This window comes from Nonomuraea sp. NPDC059194 (assembly GCF_042754765.1).
In the GTDB taxonomy this organism is placed as follows: domain Bacteria; phylum Actinomycetota; class Actinomycetes; order Streptosporangiales; family Streptosporangiaceae; genus Nonomuraea.
On sequence record NZ_JBHZBH010000054.1, the window covers coordinates 24,314 to 43,589 of the forward strand.

Sequence of the window (19,276 nt, forward strand, 5' to 3'; positions counted from 1 at the left end):
TCTGAAAGGCGAAGCATCCCCCCATGAGCATGAACCCCTTACCTGGAGGAGTGGCGTGAGCCGGCTGCGGCGCGGCTCGCTCGCGCTCACCTCGGTTCTCGCGCTGGTCACCGCCACCCTGGCGGCCCAGCCTCCCGCGCAGGCGCAGCCGTACCAGCCGATCCCCCTCAAGGGTGCGGGCAAGGGCCCGCACACCGTCACCCTGATCACCGGCGACAAGGTCACGCTGACCGACACCGGCGGCGGGCGCTACGCGATCGAGCAGCAGGGCGGGGTCAGGCCGGACGGCCGCGTCGCGTCGCTGTTCGTGCGCTCGGGCCCGGACGGCGTTTACGTCCTGCCCGACGACGCCTTCCCCGCGATCCAGTCGGGTCTGCTTGACCGCGAGTTGTTCAACGTCAAGTACCTGGCCGAGAACGGCTACGCCGACGCCCAGACGCAGCGGCTGCCGGTCATCGTGCAGTACCCGAAGGGGTTCGCCGCCGCGAGGAGTTCGGCCGACGCGATCCCGGCCAGCGCGCCCACCAAGACGCTGGAGAGCATCAACGGCACCGCGCTCGACGTCGCCAAGGGCGAGGCCGGTTCCTTCTGGGCCGCGCTGCACGCCGCGCCGGACGCCAAGGGCGTCGCCAGGCTGCAGGGCGGCGTCGCCAAGGTCTGGCTGGACCGCAAGGTCAAGGCCGACCTGTCGGAGAGCGTCCCGCAGATCGGGGCGCCCGAGGCGTGGAAGGCAGGGCACGACGGCACGGGCGTGACCGTCGCCGTCCTCGACACCGGCGTCGACGCCACCCACCCCGACCTGGCCGGGAAGATCGTCGAGGCGCGTTCGTTCGTGCCGGACGAGACCGCGAAGGACGGGCACGGCCACGGCACCCACGTCGCGTCCACCATCGCGGGCAGCGGAGCCGCCTCGGGTGGCGCGAACAAGGGCGTCGCGCCCGGCGCGCGGCTGCTGGTCGGCAAGGTGCTGGGTGACACCGGCTCCGGCGACGAGTCGGGGATCATCGACGCGATGGAGTGGGCCACGGCGAGCGGCGCCAAGGTGGTCAGCATGAGCCTCGGCGCGAATGCGACCGACGGCACCGACCCGATGAGCCAGGCGGTCAACGACCTGACCGCCGCCACCGGCGCGCTGTTCGTCATCGCCGCGGGCAACGTCGGCACGCCGGAGAGCGTCTCCACGCCCGGCACCGCGGACGCCGCGCTGACCGTGGGCGCGGTGGACAAGGCGGACAAGCAGGCCGACTTCGCCAGCCAGGGGCCGCGCGTCGGTGACGCCGCGCTGAAGCCCGACATCACAGCGCCGGGCGTCGACATCGCCGCCGCGCGCGCCGCGGGCACCGCGATGGGCGGCCCGGTCGACGACCACTACACGAAGGCGTCCGGCACCTCGATGGCCACGCCGCACGTGGCCGGGGCCGCGGCGATCGTCGCGCAGGTGCACCCGGACTGGACGCCGCAGCAGCTCAAGGCCGCGCTCATGTCCACGTCCAAGGACGTCGGCGGGACCGTCTACCAGCGTGGCGCCGGCCGGGTCGACGTGGCCCGCGCGGCCTCGCAGACCGTGTTCGCCGCCACGCCGAACCTCGACTTCGGCCTGCTGGACCAGTCGGGCACGCCGATGACCCGCGAGCTCGCCTACACCAACCTCGGCGACCAGCCGGTCACCCTCACGCTCAAGGCCGCCCTGCAGGGCGACCGGCTGAGCACGGCGGACGCCACGCTGACCGTCCCCGCCAAGGGCACGGCCACCACGACCGTCACGCTCGCCACCGAGGGTCTGGAGATCGGCCAGTACGGCGGTGCGGTCACGGCCGTGGCCGACGGCGTGAGCCTGACCACCCCGGTGGGCGCGGTGCGGGACGCCCCGACCTACGAGCTGACCATCCGCACCCTGGGCCGCGACGGCAAGCCGCGCACCCCCTTCGCCCAGGACGTCGTCGACCTCGACGGGCGCAAGGGCCAGCTCGGCCCGCACATGATCATCGATAACGGCGTCGTGGTCACCAGGGTCCCGGCCGGGACGGTCAGCGTGCTGCAGGTGATCGAGTGGGTCGACGCGGACAGCAAGAAGAACCGGGCGTGGCTGTTCGAGCCCGAGCTCACCATCACCGGTGACACCGAGATCACGCTCGATGCCAGGAAGACCACCCAGGTCCGCTTCAGCACGCCCAAGCCGGCCGAACCGCTGAACAACGGGTACAACACCTTCTACCAGCGCACGAACGCCAAGGGCGAGCTCTTCGCCGGGGCCGTGGTGAGCGGGGTGCCGACCGGCTCCTGGGGCAAGCTGTGGGCCCTGCCGACCAAGAAGGTCACCAAGGGCGACTTCCGCTTCTCCACGCAGTGGACGCTCGGGCACTCCCAGCTCGACATGAGCGTGGTCGGCCGCCGAGGTGGCGGGATCGAGCTGAACCCGGCCGTGAACCTGCGCTGGCAGGGACAGGTCGACAGCCACCCCGACTGGAAGCCGTTCACCGGCACCTCGGAGCTCCCGGTGGCCGACGTTGGCCTGGGCAGTGACGAGGAGCTCGCCGGACTCGACCTGCGGGGCAAGCTCGCCCTGATGGGGGCCGAGGGCGTCACCGACGTCTTCGGCAACCCGTCCTGCGGCGCGCAGATCGAGCGCATCGGCGCCGTCAGGGACGCCGGCGCCGCCGGTCTGCTGATCTACCCCACGGCCGAGACCGCCTGCGCCATCCCGCTGCCGATGTGGCAGAAGCCGTTCACCGGTCCGCACAAGCCGATCGGCATCGCCAACGCATACGTCTCCACCAAGGAGGGGCTCGCCCTGCGCGAGCAGGTCAAGCGCGGCCCGCTGAGCATCCGGGTGACGGGCACGCAGTACTCGCCCTACACCTACGCACTCACGCCGTACGAGGAGGGGCGCATCCCCTCGTCGATGCACTACACGGTGCGCGAGCGGGACGTCGCCCGCGTCGACCTGGACATCCGGGCGCCCAAGCCGATCGGCTACTGGGAGTGGACCGTGGCCTACAAGGTGGACGACGCCTCCCGCTGGAGCATCTCGCCCGCCGAGTCCGACCTCGTCGGCCTCGCGCCGCAGGGCCGTACGGAATACGTCTGGCCGACCGACCCCTCGGTGCTGCACATGCGCGGCATGGCGCCCGATCCCACGGGCACCACCGGCGTGCATGCCCGGTACCTGACGGAGGTCTACGCGAAGCCGGGCCGTACGCGGCAGGTGTGGTTCGCGCCCGGCACCCCGGGCGCCGCGACGGTCGAGGACGAGGCCGCCGCGCTGTACGACCCGAAGGCCGGGGTGCTCAAGGAGCAGCCGCTGTCGGCCACGTGCGCGATCTGCGTGCAGGGCGACAAGCTGTGGGCCGACTTCTCCGAGGTCTCGGGCGTCGGCGGCACCCGCGTCGACGGCGACGACTACTGGTCGACCCAGCAGCCGTTCACCCCGCTGTACGAGACACACCTGTACCGCGACGGGAAGGAGATCGCTCGCGAGGGCGTCGAGCCGCTGGCCGGTAACGCGCCGCGCTACACGCTTCCCAGTTCCGAAGGCGTCTACCGGCTGACGGCCAAGAACGCCGTGAACGACGTCGAGTGGACCTTCACCGGGCCGCCCGCCGCGGACGCGGTGCAGCCGGGCGTCGCCTGCAACTCCTGGTTCATCGAGGGGTGGGGCGAGCATTGCCGGCCGACTCCGGCGGTGTTCGTCAGCTACGCGCTGGGCGGTGACTCCGGCAACGCGGTGGCGGCGGGGCGCAAGCACACCTTCCAGGTGGAGGCCTACCACTCGCGGTCGACGGCGACGATGCCGAAGATCGCCGGGCTGAAGCTGTGGGCCAGCACCGACGACGGCGCCACCTGGCAGCCCGTCACGCTCAAGCGCGGCTCAGGCGGTCTGTACACGGCCACTGTCCGGTACCCCGCCTTGCGCGCCACCACCGGCGCGGTCAGCCTCAGGGCCGAGGCGTGGGACGAGGCGGGCAACCGGGTCAAGCAGACCAGCACCCGGGTCTTCCCGCTGCGGTAGCGGTCCGCCGACCGGCCCGCCCTCCACCCGGAGGGCGGGCCGGTCTCGCATGACACAGGAGATCCCTGGGCGAGATCCTGGTTTGCCGCCGGACAGCCCGGTCGGGTAGGAAGCTCGCATGCTGAGAGGTAACAAGGTCGGGCTCAGGGCCCGGCACGAGGACGACATTCCGATCCTGCTGGCCGAGCTCTACGACGACGTGGTCGGCGCCTCGCGGGCCGAAAGCCGGCCGTGGCGGCCGATCACACCCGGCTCGAAGGATCCGCGGCTCGTGGTGGACGACAACGAGCAAGGGCACGTCCCGTTCTCGGTCGTGGAGCTGGACGGCGGCACGCTGGTCGGCACCGCGACGCTGTGGGGCATCGACAACCACAACCGGTCCGCGCACATCGGGCTGGGGCTGCTGCCGTCGGCCCGCGGCAAGGGCTACGGCACCGACGTGGTCGCGGTGCTGTGCCACTACGGTTTCGTCGTGCGCGGCCTGCAGCGACTGCAGATCGAGACGCTGTCGGACAACGCCGCGATGTTGCGCTCCGCCGAGCGCAACGGTTTCGTCCGCGAGGGCGTGCTGCGCTCCTCGGCCTGGGTGATGGGCGAGTTCCTGGACGATGTGCTGCTCGGGCTCCTCGCCCAGGACTGGAAGCCGACCTCGAAGGACAACCTCTGATCTTCGCGTCCGGGACTTCGTGAACATGTGGGGGCCTCCCCGAGCGCTGACTCGCCGGAGGCCCCGGCGCTCTCCCTACTGGCGCTTGCCCGGCTCGTCGACGACCACGGTCTCGAGCTGGGCCGACCAGCCCGTGACGGAGCCGGCCTTGACCAGCCCGCCACCGGGGAAGGTCCGGTCGGCGATCGCCTCGACGTACGTGCCGAGGAATGCGAAGTCCTCCGCGTTCAGGATGATCTCAAGGAGCTCCCATCGCCCGGGGAAGGCGAAGGCGACCCCCTTGCGGCCGGCCGCGTCGACGGCGTCCTGCTTGAGCGTCACGCCCTCGATCATGGGCAGCGCGCGGAACAGCGCGGCCCGCACCTCGGGCGTGAGCGGCTCGCCTGCCATCAGCTCCAGGATCCTCACGAACACCAGCTGCTGCTTGGACGCGCCGTCGTCGAACGGCGACGCGGGGGTCTTCTCGACGACCTCCGTCACCTTCGCGAGCACTCCCTCAGGAGTAACGGGGGCCTGAGCCAGGTCGCGGCCGGTGATGACGGGGCCGGGCTCCTCGAACTCGCTGGTGAGATCCGCGAACACGAGCTTGCCTGTCTCGGTCGTCTCGGCCACCTGCTTGCCGTCCAGGCTGAACCAGCGGTCGATGGTCTCGCGCTTGACGGGATCCACCTCGGGCCTGGGTGGCGAGATCTGCGCTCCCAGCACCGTCTTCACATACAGCCATTGGCCTGGCGAAGGGACGACCTCGCCGAGGACGGACTCGGCGGCCCGTTCGCCGAGCTCCTCGACGCTCGCGACGGCGACCGTGGCGGGCTGGTCGGCCCCCCGCACGACGACCATGCCGCCGCCGATCGCGACCGCGGCCGTCGCGGCGATCGCGAGTCGCCACGCCAGGCGGGGCACGCGCCGCCGCTTGACAGGAGCCGGAGCCATGGCCGGCTCCCGCATCGCCCGGAGCAGCCGGGCGCGGGCCGCCTCCTCGGCCTCACGGGTGATCACCGGGGTCGATCCTCGGAACTGCCTGATCTCGTCCATCATGCGACCTCTCTCGTCGGATCGTCGCCGCCGAGGGCGACCCTGGTCTTCTTGCGCGCCCGGTGCAGGCGGGAGCGAACGGTGCCGATCGGCACGCCCAGCGCCTGCGACACCTCCTCGTAGGCCAGGTCCTCCCAGGCCACTAGCAGCAGCACGTCACGGTCGCCTTGGGACAGGCTCGCCAGCGCCCCCGCTAGCCGACGGTCCTCTACCTGCGCGGCGACCCGGCCGACGACCGTGTCTGCCATCGGCTCGGGTAACGGGTCCACCCCTGTACGGCTCAGCGCGCGAAGGTAGCGCTCCTCGTCCCGCCGGTGCCTGGCCATGAGGGTGGTCGCGATGCCGTACAGCCATGGCCTGGCCAGCGGCTGCGTGATGTCGTAGGACGCGCGCCGGCGGAAGGCGGTCAAAAACGTCTCCGCCGCTATGTCGTCGGCGGCCTGTGCGCCGAGCCGCCTGGCGACGTAGCGGTGAATCTGTTTGATGTAGCGGTCGAACAGCACCGCGAACTGTTCGGGATCGTCATGAGACCGGCGGATGAGTTCGGCGTCGTCCGCCTCGACCATCTCCGCCGGTTGTGTTCGTGTCATGCCTGCTGTCTCCCGATGGATCGGATCGGGTTCTCACCGAACACCTACAGCTGGAGGACCGTCCATCAGGGCGGGAGGAAACGCTCGTGAGGTGCTCCGCGGCGTCGGCGCGCGAGGAGCGGTGGCGGATCCACGGGGTCTCGGTACGGCCGTGCTCGTCCTCCGGCCAGTCCAGCTTCCAGTCGAGGCGCGGGGATGACGGCCTCCATGCCGACGCTCCGGGGCGTGGAACGGTTCACGGCGGAAAGGAAATCTTTCACATGTAGCTCCCTGATCATCCTCCTATGTCATTCTCCTCGGCATCTTGTGGACATTTCTGGCAGGAGAAGGAGGAGCGCACTGGCTCGGCGCACATTAAGCGCGGCGGTGCACGACATCACGATGAATTTCTGCGGCATTCCGCGCCAGATCATCCCGGCGGGCAGGCTGCTCGCGGGCTGAGGCCCGCCGTATCCGGGCCTTCGCGCCGCGCGCTCACGACCGGCGCGGAGGCCCGAGTCGGCATGCCCGCGGACAGGGGCTGCCCTTCGGACGAAAAATCTTGCGTTTTCGCAGGTAGAAGCGGGTCTGAATGCTCGTATTCGGGTGTTTGGTACGCAAGTTGGCCTGATATCTCCACTTTTCAGGTGATCGCGTGGCAAGCTGATCACCACTTCAGCTCCGGAGCCAACGCACCCTGAACGGTAGACACCCGTGACGGGCTCCTCCGCACGATGTGCCACGTGCATCGGCGGGTGAATGGCCGCGAATCCGCACCTCATGCACGGTGCGACGGCCAACCTCTTCCATGCCGGCGGGGCCGCACGCCCACCGGCATCCAGAAAGGATCAACGTGAGACTCAAGCTGATGATCACTGCTGGATGTGTCCTGTTACCCGGGGTCCTCGGACTCACCGGCGCGACGGCCGCGGCCGCCGCGAACCCACCGGTCATCCCCACGCCGACCCGCACGTCGACTCCGGCCCCCGGGTCCACGCAGACCCCCGCGCCCGTCCCGACCGCCACGCCCGGCGAGAACAACGACCCGCCGAACGAGGCCGGCGTGGCCGAGCGGTCGGCGACTCTCATGGCGTCGACCAACTTCCAGCTCCCCTTCCCCTGCGGCCAGTCCTGGACCGGCAAGAACATCGGCAGCAGCGCCCACAGGGCCTACGAGATCGACTTCAACAGGGGTGGCACGGCCGACGCCGACCGCGGTGACACCGTCGCCGCCGCCGCCGCGGGCACCGTCGTCATCTCCTCCCACCAGGGTTCGCTCAACGGTTTCGGCAACCTGGTCAAGATCGACCACGGGGGCGGCTGGCAAACCTTCTACGCGCACCTGACCAACCGCTCCGTCAGCGCGGGCGCCCGCGTCGCCCAGGGCCAGAAGATCGGCACCGTCGGCAACACCAGCAGGCCCGGCAACAACATCTCGCCGCACCTGCACTACGAGGTGCGCCAGGGCTCCGGCTACCCGGACAACATCCGCCAGGCCGTCTTCAACGGGGTCACCTTCGACTACAGGAGCGGAGTGCAGACCCTCACGTCGAAGAACACGTGCGGCGGCGGAGGTGGCGGCGGCGGCACCAACCCGCACACCGCGCAGTCCGTCTGCGGCAGCGGTTACAAGGTGGTCGACTCGGCGGCCCTGGGCACCGCCGGCACCGTCTACCTGCTCTACAACGCCGGCAACGGTAACAACTGCGTCGCCACGATCAAGAAGACCTCGCTGGGCAAGGCAAGCGCCACCGGCGCGTACCTGGAAGTGCAGGGCAAGGCCCGTGTCACCGACGACGGCAACTTCGCCTACTTCGCCGGCCCCGTGCGCGGCAGCGCGCCGGGCAAGTGCGTCAAGTGGGGCGGCAGGGCCGGCTCGGCCGTCTACAACAGCCCCTTCGAGCACTGCGGCTGACGCGTGAGCACCGCCTCCCCGCGCGGGAGGCGGTTTCTTCGATCAACCCCCCCTTCCTCCGAGGAGAACCTGTGAAGGCTCGACTCCGCCGCTCGGCCGCCCTGCTGACCGGCTCCCTCATCCCCCTCTCCCTCCTGCTGGGACAGCCGGCGAACGCCGTCGCCGCCGATCCCATGACCGACGCGTTCGCCCGCGCGGCCACCACCTACGAGGTCCCGCGCGACCTGCTGGTCACCCTCGCCTACGCCGAGACGCACCTGGACGGGCACGACGGCCGGCCCAGCGCCAGCGGCGGCTACGGCGTGATGCACCTGGTCAGCAACCCCACCGCGGACACGCTGGAGCGCGCGGCCACGCTCACCGACCAGCCCGTCGCCACGCTGAAGACCGACGACGCGGCCAACATCGCGGGCGGCGCGGCCGTCCTGCGCGGCTACGCCGACGAGCTCGGCCTGGACGCGGCGGCCCGTAGGGACCCGGCGAAGTGGTATCCGGCGGTGGCCAGGTACGGCAACGCCGCCTCGCCCGAGGTGGCCAGGCTGTACGCCGACACCGTCTACGAGCTGCTGGCCGACGGCGTCGAGGCCGCCACCCCCGACGGCGAGAACGTCACCGTGCAGGCGCGCTCCATCCAGCCCGACCGCGGCGCGTACGGCAAGGCACGGGACCTGAACAGGAGCCTCGCGGCCGCGGCCGTGGACTACCCGTCGGCCCATTGGGTGCCCGCCCACAGCAGCAACTACGCCGTCTCCAACCGGCCCACCGGTGACGTGATCGACCGGATCGTCATCCACGTGGCGCAGGGCTCCTACGCCGGGACGATCTCCTGGTTCCAGACCGGGCCGAGGCCGAACCCCAGCTCGGCGCACTACGTGGTGCGCTCCTCCGACGGTGATATCACCCAGATGGTCAGGGAGAAGGACAGGGCCTTCCACGCGGGCACCTACAACCGGCGTTCGGTCGGCATCGAACACGAGGGCTTCGTCGACAACGCCTCCTGGTTCACCGACGCGATGTACCGGGCCTCGGCGGCGCTGACCCGCAACATCGCCGACCGGTACGGCATCCCCAAGGACCGCACCCACATCGTCGGGCACAACCAGGTGCCCCAGGCCGACCACACCGACCCAGGACCGCACTGGGACTGGGCCAGGTACATGAGCTACGTCACCGGCGGCAGCGGCGGCAACCCGCACACCCCCGAGTCGGTGTGCGGCAGCGGCTACAAGGTGATCGACTCGGCGGCGCTCGGCACGGCCGGCACGGTGTACCTGCTGTACAACACGGCCAACGGCAACAACTGCGTGGCCACGCTCAAGAAGACCTCGCTGGGCACGCCCACGGCCACCACCGCCTACCTGGAGGTGCAGGGCAAGCCCCGCGCGACCGACTCGGGCAGTTTCGCCTACTACGCGGGTCCCGTGCGCGCGAGCGCGGCCGACAAGTGCGTCAAGTGGGGCGGCAAGGCCGGCTCGGCCGTCTACAACAGTCCGTTCGAGCACTGCGGATAGCTGCTTACGTGCCACTGGCGAGGGCGTCGGCCTAGGCTCGGCGGCGTGAAGGTGCTGCTCACCGGCTCGGCCGGGTTCATCGGAAGTCACGTCGCCGAGGTCCTGGCCGAGGCCGGACACGAGGTGGTGGGCCTCGATCTGCGGTCGGGCGCCGACGTCAGGGACGGCGCCGCCGTGGACCGGCTGCTGCCAGGCGTGGCGGCCGTCGTGCACCAGGCGGCCAAGGTCGGGCTGGGCGTCGACGTGGCCGACCTGCCCGCCTACGCCTCCGTCAACGTGTACGGCACCGCCGTCCTCCTGGCCGCGATGGCCAGGCACGGCGTCGGCAGGCTGGTGCTGGCCTCGTCGATGGTGGTGTACGGCGAGGGCGCCTACGACTGCGCCGAGCACGGCCCGGTCCGTCCCGCCGCCCGTGCCGAGGAGGATCTCGCGCGGGGCCGATTCGAGCCGCGCTGCCCCCGATGCGGCGCCAGGCTGAGCCCCGCGCCGATCGGCGAGGACGCGCCGATGGACCCGCGCAACGCCTACGCCACGACCAAGCTCGCCCAGGAGCACCTGGCCGCCAACTGGGCCAGGGAGACCGGTGGCGTGGCGGTCGCGCTGCGCTACCACAACGTGTACGGCCCGCGCATGCCCAGGGACACACCGTACTCGGGGGTGGCGGCCGTGTTCCGCTCCGCCCTGGAGGCGGGCCGGCCGCCGAGGGTCTTCGAGGACGGCGGGCAGCGCCGCGACTTCGTGCACGTGCGCGACGTGGCGCGGGCGAACCTGGCCGCCCTGGTGGCGGGCAGCCCCGGCATGCTGGCCGCCTACAACGTCGCCAGCGGCGAGCCGCACACCGTGGGCGAGCTGGCCGCCGCGCTGGCCGCCGAGCGGGGCGGCCCCGCGCCGGTCACGACGAGGGAGTACCGGCTCGGTGACGTGCGCCACATCGTGGCCTCTTCGTCCCGGGCGCGCAGGGAACTGGGGTTCATCGCCGCGATCGGGTTCGCCGAGGGCATGCGCGAGTTCGCCTGGGCGCCGCTGGGCGCACCGGAGCCCGGCTGATCGAAGCCCGTCGTCTGGAGCCCAGCTGGCCGGAGTCTCTGGGATTCCGGCCGCGTCGGAACCCGCTCACCAGGGTGAGGCCACCAGGCCCTGGAGCAGCAGGCCGGTGACCGCCTGGGCGGCGAGCCAGCCGCGGCCGGGCGCCAGGCCCGCCGCCGCGCCGATCCACAGCGCGTAGGGCAGCCAGATGCGTTCGACCTCGCCGCGCGTCACGCCGCTGACGTCCAGCGCGAGCACCGCCACCAGGGCCGCGCCCACGATCGGCCCCGGTCCCCTGGCCAGGCCGACGGCGGTGGCGGGCCCGGTCAGCAGCGCCAGCACGGCGAGATTGGCGACGAGGAAGTACAGGTAGGGCCTGGCCGCCCCCGGGTCGGCGGCCCATTCGGCGTACGTGGCCAGCACGCCGGCCGGCCACCAGAACCCGCCCATCGCGAACGCCGCGCTCACCCCCGCCGCCCCGCCGAGCGCGGGCAGCACGACCTGCCGCGGCAGCCGTACGACGAAACCGACCGCCACCGGCACGAGCAGGAAGGGGACCAGCCCGTAGCTCAGGTACGGCAGCGCCCCCAGCAGCACGCCGGCCGTGACGGCGCACGCCGTACGGACCACGGGGGAGCGCCCGAGCACCAGCATCGCCACCCCCCAGGCAGCCACCCCCGCGAACAGCGCGTCCATGGTCGTGGCCAGCCAGACCGAGGCGGGCGTCAGGGCCAGGTACGGCAGCGCCCGCCTGGCCGCCTCCTCACCCGACACCCGCCGCACGGTCAGCGCGATCGCCACCGACGCCGAGCAGCCCACCGCGACGGCCAGCACGGCGGCGGGCAGCGGCCCCGGCAGCCCCACGGCGGCCAGCAGCCACACCACGAGCACGGGCAGCGGTGGATGGCCGCGCACATGGGTCGGGTAGGCGGGCAGTTCCTCGGTGAAGGAGCGCAGCCAGCCGAGCGGATCGTCGCCCACCACGGGCAGCACCGCCAGGTACTCCTCCTTGTGGGTGAACGGCGCCGCCAGCCCGTCATCCGAGATCGCCAGCGCCACCGTCCAGGCCAGCGCGAACGCGAAGGCGGCCCACAGGGCCCGCCGGAACCCCGCGCGCAGCACGAGGCCGGGCAGCACCCACACCGCGACGACCGCCACCAGCACGGCGGGCAGCAGCGTGACCGTCAGCACCCTGAGCCGCCCGTGCAGCGGAGGGAAGCGGTCGATGGGCAGCGCGCCGAGCTCGCGCAGGTCCGCCCCCACGGCGAAAGCCACGGCGATCAGCGTCACCCAGACGATCACCGGAGCGCCGGTCATGACCTGTGGCCGCATCCGGGTCACCACACCGCCCACCGTACGTCACCACTTCGTAAGAGTTGCCTGGTCAGCCCGGGTCTAGCGTCGGAACTATGAAGATCGACGTCGTCCTGCCGTGCCTGGACGAGGCGGCGGCCCTGCCGTGGGTGCTCGGGCGGATGCCGGCCGGCTACCACCCCATCGTCGTGGACAACGGCTCCACCGACCGGTCGGCCGCGGTGGCCGCCGAGCTCGGCGCGCAGGTGGTCAGCGAGCCCAGGCGCGGATTCGGCGCGGCCTGCCACGCGGGGCTGCTGGCCGCCACCGCCGACATCGTCTGCTTCATGGACGCCGACGCCTCCCTCGACCCGATGGAGCTGCCGCACGTCACCGGCAGGGTGCGGCCGGGGTCGAGGGATCTGGTGCTGGGACGGCGCGTCGTCAGGCAGGGCGGCGCGTGGCCTGCGCACGCCAGGCTCGGCAACGCCGTGCTCGCCAGGGCGCTGCGCGGCCGGACCGGGGTACGGCTGCGCGATCTCGGCCCCATGCGCGCGGCCCCGCGTGCCGGTCTGCTCGCCCTCCGGGTCGCCGACCGGCGGTTCGGCTATCCGCTGGAGACGGTGCTGCGCGCCGCGGCGGCCGGCTGGCACATCGTCGAGGTCGAGATCTCCTACCTGCCCAGACAGGGGCGGTCCAAGGTGACGGGGACCGTACGCGGCACGTTGCGCGCGATCGCCGACATGCGGCGGGTCTGGGCCGAGCAGGGTGAGCGCCGATGATGTGCGCGCAGATCGTCGTCATCGCCAAGGAACCGGTGGCGGGACGGGTGAAGACCAGGCTGACGCCGCCGTTCACCGCCGAGGAGGCCGCCCGGCTGGCCGCGGCGGCGCTGGAGGACACCCTGCACGCGGTGGCCGCCGCGCGGGTGGCGCACCGCGTCCTGGCGCTCGACGGGCTGCCGGGCGCCTGGCTGCCCTCGGGGTTCACCGTCATCCCGCAGCGGGGGCGGGGGCTCGACGAGCGGCTGGCCGCCGCCTTCTGCGACGCCTACCTGCTGCACGGGGCGCCGGTCGTGCTCATCGGCATGGACACGCCGCAGGCCACGCCGTACCTGATGGGGCTGGCCTGCCGGGCGCTGGGCGAGCACGACGCGGTCTACGGCCCGGCCGCCGACGGCGGCTTCTGGCTGCTCGGCCTGCGCCGCCCCGACCCCGCGCTGCTGCTCGGCGTGCCGATGTCGCGGCCCACGACGGGAGCCGCCCAGCTGCGCCGCCTGCGCGGGGCCGGGCTGAGCGTGGCCACCGTCCCCGAGCTGACCGACGTGGACACGGCGCGGGACGCGTTCACGGTGGCCGCGCAGGCGCCCGGCTCCAGGTTCGCCGCCGCCCTGACGTCGATGGGAGCACCGCGATGATAATCGGTTTCACCAGCGCGCTGCGCTCCGAGGGGGTGGCCGCCAGGCTCGGCCTCGCCCTCGGTGTCAGCTTCACGGTCGCCTTCGCGACCGGTCTGTTCAGCCACTTCCTGCAGCAGCCGCCCGCGTGGCTGGACTGGCCCTCGCGACCTGTCTGGCTGTATCAGCTGACCCAGGGCGTGCACGTCATCGCGGGGCTGGCCACGATCCCGCTGCTGCTGGCCAAGCTCTGGACGGTCTACCCGAAACTGTGGCAGTGGCCGCCGTTCCGCTCGGCGGCGCACGCCGTCGAGCGCGGGCTGGTCCTGCTGCTGGTCGCCGGTTCGCTGTTCCAGCTCGTGTCCGGCCTGCTCAACATCGCCTACACCTACCCGTGGTCGTTCTTCTTCCCCGTCGCGCACTACTGGACGGCCTTCATCGTGTACGGCGCGCTGGTGATCCACGCGATCAACGAGTGGGCCAAGGTCAGACGCTCGATCCCGGAGCCGCTCGACCGCGACCGGCGCGGCTTCCTGCTCACCGTGGCCGCCGCCTCAGGGGTCACCGCGCTGCTCACCGTGGGCGAGAGCTTCACCCCGCTGCGACAGGTGGCCGTGCTGGCCCCGCGCGCTCCCTCGATCGGGCCGCAGGGCCTGCCCGTCAACAGGAGCGCCCTCGCCGCGGGCGTGAGCGCGGCGGGCGCGGACTACCGGCTGGACATCGGCGATCTCTCGCTGACCTACGCCGACCTGGAACGGCTGCCGCAGCACACCGTCGAACTGCCGATCGCGTGCGTCGAAGGCTGGAGCGCCTCCGCCCGCTGGACCGGCGTCAGACTCGCCGACCTGGCGCGTGACGCGGGCGCCGCTCCGGACGCCGTCCTCACCGTCGAATCGATGGAGAAGAGGGGCGGCTACCGCACCAGCGAGATCAGGCCGCCGCACTGGAACGACCCGCTCACGCTGCTGGCCCTGCGCGTCAACGGGGAACGGCTGCATCTGGACCACGGCTACCCGGTCCGCCTGATCGCACCCAACCGGCCCGGCGTCCACCAGACCAAGTGGGTGCGCAGGATCGTGATCGCATGAAGACGGCGGGATACGCCCTCGGGGGCGCGCTCATCCTCCTCGGCTTCGGCGGCCTGATCCTCGACGCCGACCGGAGCGACCTGCTGAGCTGGGCGTTGTGGTTCGGCGGCGTGGTCGTCGCGCACGACCTGGTGATCGTGCCGCTGGTCCTGGCCGCCGGGCTGGCCCTGCGCCGCCTGCGCCTGCCGTACCGGGTGGCGGCGCTGGTCGGCGGGCTGGTCACGATCGTCGCGCTGCCGATGGTGCTGGGATTCGGGCGCAGGGCCGACAACCCGTCGCAGCTGCCGCTGGACTACCCGGTCAACCTCGCTGTCGTGCTGCTCACCCTCGTCGTCCTGGCGCTCGTCGCCGACGTGTGCTCACGCCCGCGCGATGTTCCCCGGAGGTAGGGCTGGCACCCCTGCCGACGTGGGGGACAGCGGCATTACCCGAGGGAAAGATCTTCTACAGACTCGGCTCATGACGATCGACCAGACCGCCAGGCCCGCGACCGGCAGCGACTACGCCCGGCTCCTCCAGCGCGTGACGGCGGCGGGGCTGCTGCGGCGGCGGCCCGGGTACTACACGGCCAGGATGGTCACGGTCGGCGGCCTGTACGCCGGGGGACTGGCCGCCTTCTTCGCCCTCGGCGACTCCTGGTGGCAGCTCCTCGTGGCCGCGTTCTTCGCGATCATGTTCGCCCAGGTGGCGCTGCTCGGGCACGACATCGCCCACCGCCAGATCTTCCGCACCGAACGCCCGAGCCGCCTGGCCGGGTGGATCGCCGGCAACCTCCTCGTGGGCATGGGCTACGGCTGGTGGATGGACAAGCACACCCGCCACCACGCCAACCCCAACCACGAGGAACTGGACCCCGACGTCGCTCCCGACATCCTGGTCTGGTCCACCGACCAGGCCAGGGTGAGCAAGGGGGTCGCCAGGTTCGTCGGCCGCCGCCAGGCGTTCCTGTTCTACCCGCTGCTCCTGCTCGAAGGCCTGAACCTGCACGTCTCCGGCTTCCGCGCGCTGTTCAGGCCGAGAACCAAGCACCGGCTCGTCGAGGGCGCGCTGCTCGGCCTGCATGCCGTGGGCTATCTCGGCGCGCTGTTCCTGGTGCTCTCACCGGTCAAGGCGCTGGTCTTCCTCGCCGTGCACCAGGGGTTGTGGGGCGTCTACATGGGCTCGGTCTTCGCGCCTGGGCACAAGGGCATGCCGACGCTGAAGCCGGGCGAGAAGCTCGACTACCTGCGCCGCCAGGTGCTGACCACCCGCGGGGTGCGCGGCGGCCGGTTCGTCGACGTCGCGATGGGCGGGCTGAACTACCAGATCGAGCACCACCTGTTCCCGAACATGCCGACTCCGCACCTGCGTCTGGCGCAGTCGATCGTGCGGCGGCACTGCGCCGAGATCGGCGTGCCGTACTACGAGACGGGGCTGATCGAGTCGTACAGGGAGATGCTCAGGCACCTGCACGCGGTGGGCGCGCCCATCCGGGCATGACGCAGGCGCAGGCCGATCAGGGCGGGCGGCGCCAGGCGCCGCCCGCCGTCGCGGCCGGGCCGCGAAACTCAGACGGCGCGGGCGGGACCGGACAGCTCGGCGATGTCCTCGGCGCCGTCGCCGAGCAGCTTGTCGGCAAGGTCCATCAGCGCGCGCCCCGCCGCCAGTTCGTCGCCGATCTCGGGGACGGGACGGTCGTCGGGGTTACGTCGGGCGTAGCCGACGCTCTCGTGCCGCCGGTTGTCGAGCGCGAACAGTGTGGCGGTGGCGGAGGTGCGCTTGTCCTCGTCGTCCTCGGTGATGACGATCTTGACGGTCCATTCCTTGGTATTCATGACGCCTCCCATGTCACGAACGGGACGATGCGGTCATACACCCAGCATCCCCCTTGAAGGGCGGCGAGCGCGAGGCCAACAGGCCATCCAGGTTCGGCCCAGGTTCGTCGAGGTCGTGATCGGGTAGCTGCGGCGCCATGCCTATGTACGGATTCCACGCCTCTCACGAGCAGGTGTCACCCCGGGCGCTCCTCGACGCGGTCGCCGCGGCGGAGCAGGCCGGCTTCGGCGCGGCCATGTCGTCGGACCACTTCTCGCCGTGGAGCGTGCGGCAGGGCGAGTCGGGCTTCGCCTGGTCCTGGCTCGGCGCCGCGCTGGAGCGCACGTCGCTGCCGTTCGGCGTCGTCAACGCGCCGGGTCAGCGCTACCACCCGGCGATCATCGCGCAGGCCGTCGCCACCCTGGCCGCCATGTATCCCGGCAGGTTCTGGGCCGCCCTCGGCAGCGGCGAGGCGTCCAACGAGCACATCACCGGCGACCCGTGGCCGCGCAAGCAGGTGCGCAACGCGCGGCTTCGCGAGTGCGTGGAGGTGATCAGGGCGCTGCTGGCGGGGGAGGAGGTCACCCACGAGGGGCTCGTCACCGTGGACAGGGCCAGGCTGTGGACGCTGCCCGCCGAGCCGCCCGCGCTCGTCGGCGCGGCGGTGAGCCAGGAGACCGCGCGCTGGTGCGCCGAGTGGGCCGACGGGCTGATCACCGTGGGCGGGCCGCGGGCGGCGAGCATGGCGCGGGCCTACCGGGAGGCGGGCGGGCGCGGCCCGCTGCGCGTGCAGGTGCACCTGAGCTGGGCGCCCACCGAGGAGGAGGCGCTACGGCTGGCCCACGACCAGTGGCGCTCCAACGTCTTCGAGCCGCCGGTGTGCTGGGACCTCGACAGCGTGGAGCTGTTCGACAGCATCTCCGCGGACGTGCCGCCCGAGAAGGTGGCCGAGGTCGTGCACGTCTCGGCCGACGTGGGCCGGCACGCCGAACTGCTGCACTCGTACGGCGAGCAGGGCTTCGACGAGATCTACCTGCACCACGTCGGGAAGGAGCAGGGCCCGTTCATCGAGGCCTTCGCCGAAGTCGTCAAGTGACCTCCGGCGGGGACCCCGGCAGGCCCAGAGTGCGGTGGATCATCTGGTGCATGTGGGCGCGGAAGCGCCGCAGGGCGCGCGGGTCGTCGGGCCCGCGCCGCCGCCCCGCCGCGTCGAACACCCCGCTGAGGACGAACCCGTGCACGCACCACACCAGCGTGTTGATCGTGTAGTGGACGTCGGCGTCCTCCGCCTCCGTCGCGGGGATGATGTTCTCGATGGCGAACTCGGCCAGCGGCTGCACGTACTCCGCCTCGAGGTTGCTGACGTCACGGGCGTCCGACAGCCAGCGGTGCATCCACAGGGCGGGCACCTCGGGATGCTCGGCGGCGAAGTCGATGTAGGCGTCGATGAACCGGTGCACCGCCGCCACCTTCTCGGCGGGCGGGGCGGCCTGCAGGTCCCTGACCTTCGCCTCCACGACGGCCGCGTGCGTCGTGTGGGCGCGCTCCATGACCGCGAGATACAGGTCCCGCTTGGCGCCGAACTGGGAGCTCACCGCCTTCGTGCTCAGCCCCGCCGCCTCCGCGATCTGCCCGATCTCGGTCGCGTCGTAGCCGAGGGCGGCGAACAGTCTGATCGCCGCCTGGAGGATGCGCTCCCGTTCACCCCCTTTTCCTGACGTCATACACGAGACATTAGAATCCTGGATCTGATCGGCGAATCACGTGATCGACAAATACCGGTCAAATCGCCCCTCGGGCGGCGTTTCCGCCTTGATCCCCTCTCAGATCGCTATGGCAAGCTTGCCCGTCGTCCCGCCGGTGAAATCGGCCAGAGCCTGTCCGCTCTCCTCCAGCGGGTAGACCTTGGCGACGGGAACGCGCAACCGGCCCGCGACCACGTCGGCGGCGAGCCTGGTGAGCGTCGCCCGGCTCGGGTCGGCCATGACCGTGCTCGCCGTGATGCCGCGCTCGGCCGTACCGGGGACGCCCGCGGTATCGGGGACATGGTGCATGGTGGAGACGAACCGCCCGCCGGGGGCCAGCAGCGCCGCCACGGCATCGCCGTCTCCCGCCAGGTGCAGGGCGGCGGCCACGCCGCCGGGGGCGAGCGCGCGCACCCCCGCGGCCAGGCCGGCCGGGTCGACGGCGTGGCGGGCGCCGAGACCGGTGACGAACGCCGTCTGGACGCCAGGGGCGGCGGTGGCGATGACGGTGGCGCCGCGCGCGACGGCGAGCTGGATCGCGAACGCGCCGACGCCGCCGGTCGCGCCCGAGATGAGCACCGTCTCCCCGGCCAGCGGCGCGACCGAGTCGACCGCGTTCAGCGCGGCGGTGCCCGCCAGGCCGAGGACGCCCGCCCGTGCGTGGTCGAGACCCTCGGGGATGGGGGCGATGCCGTGGTCCGCGCTCACCGCCACGTACTCGGCGAAACCGCCCTGCCCGAGCGTGGGCCGCAACACGACGCCGAACACCTCGTCGCCTTCGGCCAGCCCCGTCACCCCTTCGCCCGTGGCGGCCACCGTGCCGGCGAAGTCCTTGCCGATCACCACGGGGAACTCGTACTCGTAGACGCCCTTGAGATAGCCGCCCAGCGCGGCCAGGTCGAACCCGTTGACGGACGAGGCCGTGACGCGCACGAGCACCTCGCCCGCCGCGGGCTCGGGCACGGGCAGCTCGACGGTCAGGAGGTCGGCGCCGAAGTCGTGGAACGCTACTGCTCGCATATCACTTACTTTCTGTGCGTTGGTTACTTCTTGTGCGTGCCAAGAGTGTGTTGCACAATGCCGGGATGACGGAAGACGGCACATTGCCCCGCCCAACGCACACCGATGTGCCCGGCCTGCCCGCTGTGCCCGGCCTGCCCGCTGTGCCTAGTACTACATAGCTAGATCGGGATGAGTTGAAGGCGCAGGCGCTGCCTAAAGTGGTGCC

The 19,276-nt window shown here is 71.7% G+C and carries 17 protein-coding genes; 11 read left to right on the forward strand and 6 right to left on the reverse strand.

All coding sequences use genetic code 11. The features are described from left to right. Positions 1–55: 55 nt before the first annotated feature. Both ACFXJ8_RS39510 and ACFXJ8_RS39515 read left to right on the forward strand, forming a co-directional pair. Positions 56–4,009: a S8 family serine peptidase gene (locus ACFXJ8_RS39510; RefSeq protein ID WP_379649995.1), complete on the forward strand. Its 3,954-nt coding sequence runs from the start codon at positions 56–58 to the stop codon at positions 4,007–4,009. A gap of 118 nt (positions 4,010–4,127) precedes the next feature. After that, a complete protein-coding gene (locus ACFXJ8_RS39515) occupies positions 4,128–4,676 on the forward strand; it encodes a GNAT family N-acetyltransferase (RefSeq protein WP_379649996.1) in 549 nt (182 codons plus the stop codon). 75 nt (positions 4,677–4,751) lie between these two features. On the opposite strand, the gene ACFXJ8_RS39520 is transcribed toward ACFXJ8_RS39515, so the two are convergent. Together ACFXJ8_RS39520 and ACFXJ8_RS39525 are read right to left on the reverse strand one after the other, a co-directional pair. After that, positions 4,752–5,714: a CU044_5270 family protein gene (locus tag ACFXJ8_RS39520; protein WP_379649998.1), complete on the reverse strand. Its 963-nt coding sequence runs from the start codon at positions 5,712–5,714 to the stop codon at positions 4,752–4,754. Continuing rightward, the gene (locus ACFXJ8_RS39525; protein WP_379650000.1) at positions 5,711–6,301 is read right to left on the reverse strand and encodes an RNA polymerase sigma factor; all 591 of its coding nucleotides are present in this window, start codon (positions 6,299–6,301) and stop codon (positions 5,711–5,713) included. The genes ACFXJ8_RS39520 and ACFXJ8_RS39525 overlap by 4 nt, the downstream gene beginning before the upstream one ends. A gap of 832 nt (positions 6,302–7,133) precedes the next feature. On the opposite strand from ACFXJ8_RS39525, the gene ACFXJ8_RS39530 reads away from it, so the two are divergent. The 3 genes from ACFXJ8_RS39530 to ACFXJ8_RS39540 all read left to right on the forward strand — a co-directional run bounded on the left by ACFXJ8_RS39530 (position 7,134) and on the right by ACFXJ8_RS39540 (position 10,753). Next, entirely contained in the window at positions 7,134–8,195 is a 1,062-nt protein-coding gene (locus ACFXJ8_RS39530; RefSeq protein ID WP_379650002.1) for a M23 family metallopeptidase, read from the forward strand. Between the two features lie 71 nt (positions 8,196–8,266). Next, a complete protein-coding gene (locus tag ACFXJ8_RS39535) occupies positions 8,267–9,706 on the forward strand; it encodes an N-acetylmuramoyl-L-alanine amidase (protein ID WP_379650004.1) in 1,440 nt (479 codons plus the stop codon). A gap of 45 nt (positions 9,707–9,751) precedes the next feature. After that, entirely contained in the window at positions 9,752–10,753 is a 1,002-nt protein-coding gene (locus ACFXJ8_RS39540) for an NAD-dependent epimerase/dehydratase family protein (RefSeq protein WP_379650006.1), read from the forward strand. Between the two features lie 66 nt (positions 10,754–10,819). Here ACFXJ8_RS39540 and ACFXJ8_RS39545 read toward each other — a convergent pair whose 3' ends face one another. Further along, complete coding sequence (locus ACFXJ8_RS39545) at positions 10,820–12,064, reverse strand: hypothetical protein (protein WP_379650007.1); 1,245 nt, start codon at positions 12,062–12,064, stop codon at positions 10,820–10,822. Between the two features lie 77 nt (positions 12,065–12,141). Between ACFXJ8_RS39545 and ACFXJ8_RS39550 the strand changes: the two genes are divergently transcribed. From ACFXJ8_RS39550 to ACFXJ8_RS39570, 5 genes are all read left to right on the forward strand, one after another. Next, positions 12,142–12,807 (forward strand): glycosyltransferase family 2 protein, encoded by a 666-nt coding sequence (locus ACFXJ8_RS39550; protein ID WP_379650009.1) that lies wholly within the window; start codon positions 12,142–12,144, stop codon positions 12,805–12,807. Further along, the gene (locus ACFXJ8_RS39555; protein ID WP_379650011.1) at positions 12,804–13,442 is read left to right on the forward strand and encodes a TIGR04282 family arsenosugar biosynthesis glycosyltransferase; all 639 of its coding nucleotides are present in this window, start codon (positions 12,804–12,806) and stop codon (positions 13,440–13,442) included. The genes ACFXJ8_RS39550 and ACFXJ8_RS39555 overlap by 4 nt, the downstream gene beginning before the upstream one ends. Beyond that, complete coding sequence (locus tag ACFXJ8_RS39560) at positions 13,439–14,509, forward strand: molybdopterin-dependent oxidoreductase (RefSeq protein ID WP_379650013.1); 1,071 nt, start codon at positions 13,439–13,441, stop codon at positions 14,507–14,509. Before ACFXJ8_RS39555 ends, ACFXJ8_RS39560 begins: the two co-directional genes overlap by 4 nt. After that, a complete protein-coding gene (locus tag ACFXJ8_RS39565) occupies positions 14,506–14,898 on the forward strand; it encodes a hypothetical protein (protein WP_379650014.1) in 393 nt (130 codons plus the stop codon). The genes ACFXJ8_RS39560 and ACFXJ8_RS39565 overlap by 4 nt, the downstream gene beginning before the upstream one ends. A gap of 70 nt (positions 14,899–14,968) precedes the next feature. Next, positions 14,969–15,988 (forward strand): fatty acid desaturase family protein, encoded by a 1,020-nt coding sequence (locus ACFXJ8_RS39570; RefSeq protein WP_379650016.1) that lies wholly within the window; start codon positions 14,969–14,971, stop codon positions 15,986–15,988. Positions 15,989–16,056: 68 nt separating this feature from the next. On the opposite strand, the gene ACFXJ8_RS39575 is transcribed toward ACFXJ8_RS39570, so the two are convergent. Beyond that, positions 16,057–16,323, reverse strand: coding sequence for a DUF1876 domain-containing protein (locus ACFXJ8_RS39575; RefSeq protein WP_379650018.1), 267 nt, complete (start codon positions 16,321–16,323; stop codon positions 16,057–16,059). Between the two features lie 137 nt (positions 16,324–16,460). On the opposite strand from ACFXJ8_RS39575, the gene ACFXJ8_RS39580 reads away from it, so the two are divergent. Beyond that, positions 16,461–17,399 carry a TIGR03885 family FMN-dependent LLM class oxidoreductase gene (locus ACFXJ8_RS39580; RefSeq protein WP_379650020.1) on the forward strand — a complete coding sequence of 313 codons (939 nt, stop codon included), beginning with the start codon at positions 16,461–16,463 and terminating at the stop codon, positions 17,397–17,399. On the opposite strand, the gene ACFXJ8_RS39585 is transcribed toward ACFXJ8_RS39580, so the two are convergent. Continuing rightward, positions 17,392–18,027: a TetR/AcrR family transcriptional regulator gene (locus ACFXJ8_RS39585; protein WP_379650022.1), complete on the reverse strand. Its 636-nt coding sequence runs from the start codon at positions 18,025–18,027 to the stop codon at positions 17,392–17,394. The genes ACFXJ8_RS39580 and ACFXJ8_RS39585 overlap by 8 nt on opposite strands. Positions 18,028–18,126: 99 nt before the next feature. After that, positions 18,127–19,068 (reverse strand): NADP-dependent oxidoreductase, encoded by a 942-nt coding sequence (locus tag ACFXJ8_RS39590; RefSeq protein WP_379650024.1) that lies wholly within the window; start codon positions 19,066–19,068, stop codon positions 18,127–18,129. Positions 19,069–19,276 lie beyond the last annotated feature (208 nt).

Bases quoted from the DNA above. Each gene is read 5' to 3' on its own strand.
- ACFXJ8_RS39515 (WP_379649996.1), top strand. From the start codon at position 4,128: ATGCTGAGAGGTAACAAGGTCGGGCTCAGGGCCCGGCACGAGGACGAC.
- ACFXJ8_RS39520 (WP_379649998.1), bottom strand. From the start codon at position 5,714: ATGATGGACGAGATCAGGCAGTTCCGAGGATCGACCCCGGTGATCACC.
- ACFXJ8_RS39525 (WP_379650000.1), bottom strand. From the start codon at position 6,301: ATGACACGAACACAACCGGCGGAGATGGTCGAGGCGGACGACGCCGAA.
- ACFXJ8_RS39545 (WP_379650007.1), bottom strand. From the start codon at position 12,064: ATGCGGCCACAGGTCATGACCGGCGCTCCGGTGATCGTCTGGGTGACG.
- ACFXJ8_RS39550 (WP_379650009.1), top strand. From the start codon at position 12,142: ATGAAGATCGACGTCGTCCTGCCGTGCCTGGACGAGGCGGCGGCCCTG.
- ACFXJ8_RS39555 (WP_379650011.1), top strand. From the start codon at position 12,804: ATGATGTGCGCGCAGATCGTCGTCATCGCCAAGGAACCGGTGGCGGGA.
- ACFXJ8_RS39560 (WP_379650013.1), top strand. From the start codon at position 13,439: ATGATAATCGGTTTCACCAGCGCGCTGCGCTCCGAGGGGGTGGCCGCC.
- ACFXJ8_RS39565 (WP_379650014.1), top strand. From the start codon at position 14,506: ATGAAGACGGCGGGATACGCCCTCGGGGGCGCGCTCATCCTCCTCGGC.
- ACFXJ8_RS39570 (WP_379650016.1), top strand. From the start codon at position 14,969: ATGACGATCGACCAGACCGCCAGGCCCGCGACCGGCAGCGACTACGCC.
- ACFXJ8_RS39575 (WP_379650018.1), bottom strand. From the start codon at position 16,323: ATGAATACCAAGGAATGGACCGTCAAGATCGTCATCACCGAGGACGAC.
- ACFXJ8_RS39580 (WP_379650020.1), top strand. From the start codon at position 16,461: ATGCCTATGTACGGATTCCACGCCTCTCACGAGCAGGTGTCACCCCGG.
- ACFXJ8_RS39585 (WP_379650022.1), bottom strand. From the start codon at position 18,027: ATGACGTCAGGAAAAGGGGGTGAACGGGAGCGCATCCTCCAGGCGGCG.
- ACFXJ8_RS39590 (WP_379650024.1), bottom strand. From the start codon at position 19,068: ATGCGAGCAGTAGCGTTCCACGACTTCGGCGCCGACCTCCTGACCGTC.